Origin of the sequence: Promicromonospora kroppenstedtii DSM 19349, from assembly GCF_000515355.1 — a bacterium.
GTDB lineage: Bacteria > Actinomycetota > Actinomycetes > Actinomycetales > Cellulomonadaceae > Promicromonospora > Promicromonospora kroppenstedtii.
Genome location: NZ_KI911612.1, coordinates 1,310 through 5,855 on the forward strand (window position 1 = coordinate 1,310; position 4,546 = coordinate 5,855).

The 4,546-nt window shown below is 71.8% G+C and carries 4 protein-coding genes; 1 reads left to right on the forward strand and 3 read right to left on the reverse strand.

Features of this window, described 5'->3' with window-relative positions; genetic code table 11:
* Positions 1-283 precede the first annotated feature (283 nt).
* Complete coding sequence (locus PROKR_RS04140) at positions 284-865, forward strand: DinB family protein (protein WP_036959808.1); 582 nt, start codon at positions 284-286, stop codon at positions 863-865.
* Between the two features lie 94 nt (positions 866-959).
* Here PROKR_RS04140 and PROKR_RS04145 read toward each other — a convergent pair whose 3' ends face one another.
* The 3 genes from PROKR_RS04145 to PROKR_RS04155 all read right to left on the reverse strand — a co-directional run.
* The gene (locus tag PROKR_RS04145) at positions 960-3,263 is read right to left on the reverse strand and encodes a sodium-translocating pyrophosphatase (RefSeq protein ID WP_036959813.1); all 2,304 of its coding nucleotides are present in this window, start codon (positions 3,261-3,263) and stop codon (positions 960-962) included.
* A gap of 195 nt (positions 3,264-3,458) precedes the next feature.
* Positions 3,459-4,202: a haloacid dehalogenase-like hydrolase gene (locus PROKR_RS04150; protein ID WP_051432663.1), complete on the reverse strand. Its 744-nt coding sequence runs from the start codon at positions 4,200-4,202 to the stop codon at positions 3,459-3,461.
* Positions 4,199-4,546: NsdA family TPR-like regulatory protein (locus PROKR_RS04155; RefSeq protein WP_036959815.1), on the reverse strand; the 348-nt coding region annotated here is incomplete at its 5' end. The genes PROKR_RS04155 and PROKR_RS04150, both read right to left, overlap by 4 nt.

The following is a 4,546-nucleotide window of genomic DNA, read 5'->3' on the forward strand; positions in this document are numbered from 1 at the left end:
GGCGGGCCCGGAGCCGCCCGACGTCGCCGTCGCGGGCACGGCGCCGCCGATGGCCAGCGTCACGCCGGCCATCGCGCCGGTCAGCGCGGCGAACAAGCGGGTACGAGCGAGCAACGGAGCCTCCCCAGCGACAATCCGGCCAAGTCTGGACCATCCGGAGGCCGGACCGGGAATCAATTGCGACGACCGCATGGCCCGGCGACCCGGCGCACCTGCCCTCTACGGCCCCGCGCCGCGGAACAAAGCCGTTGACCGGGGCCGGTGGCAGCGGTGCACTGGCCTCATGACCACTACCGAGCGATGGACCTCAGCCACTGTCTACCCCGACATGTGGGTGGACCCCGACAGCGACCCGCGGGAGGCGCTGGCCAGCCCGTTCGGCGAGAAGGAGACCCTCTGGAACTACCTGCGGCACTACCGGCTCACGCTGGAGATGAAGTGCGACGGGCTCGACGCCGAGCAGCTCGCCCGCCGGTCGGTGCCGCCCTCGACCATGTCGCTGCTCGGGCTGGTGCGGCACCTGGCGCACGTCGAGCAGACCTGGTTCCAGCGGGCGCTGCAGGGCCGCGTCGACCTGCCCAAGCTGTTCGGAAAGGGGCCGGAGAACCCCGACGCGGACTTCGACGGCGCCGTGGCCGACCACGCCGTCGTCGAGGACGCGTGGGAGAACTGGCGCCGCGAGGTCCGGGACGCCGACGCCTGGATGGAGGCCCTCCCCGAGGACGGGCTGGGCGAGACCGTCACGCACCAGGGCGACGAGGTCCCCGTCCGGGACATCCTGGTGCACATGATCGAGGAGTACTCCCGGCACATGGGCCACGCCGACCTGCTCCGCGAGTGCGTCGACGGCCGCGTGGGCCAGTAGGACCCGAGTCCGCCTCGAACAGGCGATCAGGCCTGGAATCACCGAGGATTCCAGGCCTGATCGCCTGCTGGGACGAACTTTCGCGCGGTACCGGCTAGACCGCCGCCGCCGTGCGGTCCTGCTCCTCCTGCTGCGCCGCGTCGACGCGGGAGGCCCGCACACGGGACCAGATCACGGCGCCGAAGGCCACGGCCGCCGCCACCAGCGCGATACCGATGCGCAGCGCGTGGTTGGCGTCGGACGGCACGCTGATCGCCACCACCGCGGGGGCGATGAGCAGCGCGACCAGGTTCATCACCTTGATCAGCGGGTTGATCGCGGGGCCGGCGGTGTCCTTGAACGGGTCGCCCACGGTGTCACCGATGACGGTGGCCGCGTGCGCCTCCGAACCCTTGCCGCCGTACTTGCCGTCCTCGACGATCTTCTTGGCGTTGTCCCAGGCACCGCCCGAGTTGGCCAGGAAGATGGCCATGAGGACGCCGGAGCCGATCGCACCGGCCAGGAATCCGGCCAGCGGCCCGACGCCGAGGCCGAAGCCCACCGCGATGGGTGCGAACGCGGCCAGCAGGCCCGGGGTGACGAGCTCGCGCAGCGAGTCGCGGGTGCAGATGTCCACGACCTTGCCGTACTCGGGACGCTCGTCGAAGGTCATGATGCCCGGGTGCTCGCGGAACTGGCGGCGCACCTCGAACACGATGGCGCCCGCGGCGCGGGTCACGGCGTCGATCGCGAGCCCGGAGAACAGGAACACGGTGGCGCCGCCTAGGATCACGCCCACGAGGGTGACCGGCGAGATGATCTCGTAGCTGAGCATCGAGGTCACGAGACCGGAGCCGACGTCGCCCACCTGCGCGAGCGCGTGCGACACGGCGTCCGCGTAGGAGCCGAACAGCGCGGTCGCGGCCAGTACGGCCGTGGCGATCGCGATGCCCTTGGTGATGGCCTTCGTGGTGTTGCCGACGGCGTCCAGGTCGGTGAGGATCTGCGCGCCCTCCTCGTCGACGTCGCCCGACATCTCGGCGATGCCCTGCGCGTTGTCGCTGACCGGGCCGAACGTGTCCATGGCCACGATGACGCCGACCGTGGTGAGCAGGCCGCAGCCGGCCAGGGCCACGAGGAACAGCGCGAGCGGCACCGAGCCGCCGGCCAGCAGGAACACGCCGCAGATCGCGGCGGCGATGATGCCGGCCGTGTACACGGCCGACTCGAAGCCCACGCCGATGCCGGACAGGACGACGGTCGCGGCGCCCGTGCGGGACGTCTCGGCCACGTGCAGGGTCGGCTTCTTGTCGGTACCGGTGAAGTAGCCCGTGACCCAGAGGATGACGCCCGCGAGCACCACGCCGATGAGCACGGCGAGGGCGGAGACGATCCGGGGGTCGGCGGTCACGTCGGTGAGGTCGGCGGTGCCGGTCATCTGGCCGAACGAGGACGGCAGGTAGACGAAGGCCGCGATGCCGGCCAGCACGGCGCCGACGACGGCGGAGATGTAGAACCCGCGGTTGATCGCGGCGAGACCGCTCTCGGACCCGCGCACCCGGGTGATGAAGACGCCCAGCAGCGCGACGAACGCGCCGATCGCGGTGACGATCAGCGGGAACACGAGGCCCTGCTCGCCCATGGCGGCCTTGCCGAGGATGAGGGCGGCCACGAGGGTCACGGCGTAGGACTCGAAGAGGTCGGCCGCCATGCCGGCGCAGTCGCCGACGTTGTCGCCCACGTTGTCCGCGATGGTGGCCGCGTTGCGGGGGTCGTCCTCGGGGATGCCCTGCTCGACCTTGCCGACCAGGTCGGCGCCGACGTCGGCCGCCTTGGTGAAGATGCCGCCGCCCACGCGCATGAACATGGCGAGCAGCGCGGCGCCGAAGCCGAAGCCCTCCAGCACGGCGGGCGCGTCCACGTCGTACACGAGCACGACGAGCGCGGCGCCGAGCAGGCCCAGGCCCACCACGGACATACCGACGACGCCGCCCGTGCGGAACGCGATGCGGGCGCCCTCCGCCCGGCCGCCAGGACGGGTCGCGGCCGAGGCCACACGGACGTTGGCGCGCACCGCGAGCCACATGCCCAGGTAGCCGATGGCCGCGGAGAACCCGGCACCGAACAGGAACGCGATGGAGCGCCCGACACGCACCCCACCATCGCCCGGCAGCAGGAAGAGCAGCGCGAAGACCACGGCCGCGAAGAGCACGAGGGTGCGGAACTGCCGCTTCAGATAAGCGGACGCGCCCTCCTGCACGGCCTGGCCGATGTCCTGCATCTTCGCGGTTCCATCAGGCGCGGCGAGCACCTGTCGGCGCAGCACGAAAGCGCACCCGAGGGCAGCGGCCGCGATGACGGCGATCACCGCCACCGTGGTGTAGCTCCCTGCGCCGAAAACAATGTCGTCTTCGAGCATCCGTCCTCCTCGACGAGCTCCGGGGCTGTTCCCCCAGATATGTAATGCCCTGCACAGGCTTGACCCGTGCAAGGCCGATGCATCCCGCCAGCGACGTCGATGGCGGGAAGAGACCAGAGTCTACTCACATGTGACGCCAGTCACTATGTCGAAGCATGGAGACTTCCGCACCCCGGCACGACCCTGCCGAAGAGGTCAGGCGGTGTCGGTGAGGACCCGGATCTCCTGGATCAGCCGGCCCGAGTCGATGAGGTCCGGGAGCACCACGTCGGCCCCCGCCTCGGCCAGCCGGTCCGCCGGCGTGGTCCCCGAGGCGACCGCCACCACGTGCGCCCCGCCCTCCAGGCCGGTGCGCACGTCCTCCAGCGAGTCGCCGACGATCACGGTGTTGCCCTTGTGGAACGTGCTCTCGTATCGCTCGCCCGCGCGCCGCTGGGCCACGGCCACGAGGGCCGGCCGGTGGGCGTCGTCGGACGAGTAGCCACCCACGCCGGCGTCGACGTACCGGTCCATGCCGAACACGCCGAGCTTGATGCGAGCATTCGGCTCGAGGTTGCCCGTCAGCACCGTGGCCACCATGTCGGGCTCGGCCGCCACGGCCTTCAGGGCGCCCATGGCCCCAGGGAGCACGGTCCCGAGGCGGCGCACCTCGTCGGTGCGGGCCGCGAAGTGCAGGGGCACCGCCGCGAGCATCTGTGGCAGCAGGTCCTCCGCCTCGTGCTCGGGGACGCCGTTGTCGGCCAGCAGCCCGCGGATCGCGAGCGGCATGGTCACCCCGGTCCCCTTGGCCGGGAGGCGTTCGGCGGGCCGTCCCACGACCTCGGCGAACGCCTCCCGGTATGCCGTCCGGTCCACCTCTCCGACGTAGACGAGCGTCCGGTCGATGTCCCAGAGCACGAGGGCCCGGACAACGCCGCCGGAGGTGGCCGGCGCCGTCACGACGCCAGTGCCGCGATTCGCTCGGTCAGCACCCGCGCTCCCACTCCGGAGCGTCGCGTCGAGCCACCTCGCCGCAGGTCCGCCGACAGGTCCCGCAGGTGCTCCCGCAGGCGTGCCGACTGCACGGTCTCGGCGATGGCCACGGCCTCCTCGCCGGTGGCACAGGCCGCGTCGAGGTCGCCCGCCCGGGCGTGCGCCTGGGCGGCCCGGCTGAGGAACAGCCCGTGCGTGCGGCGCTCGCCCGCCCGCTCGGCACGGATCGCATGGCCGAAGCTCTCGACGGCGCGGGCCGTGTTGCCCAGCGCCAGGTGCGCCGAGCCGGACTGACCGTGGATCTCGCCCTC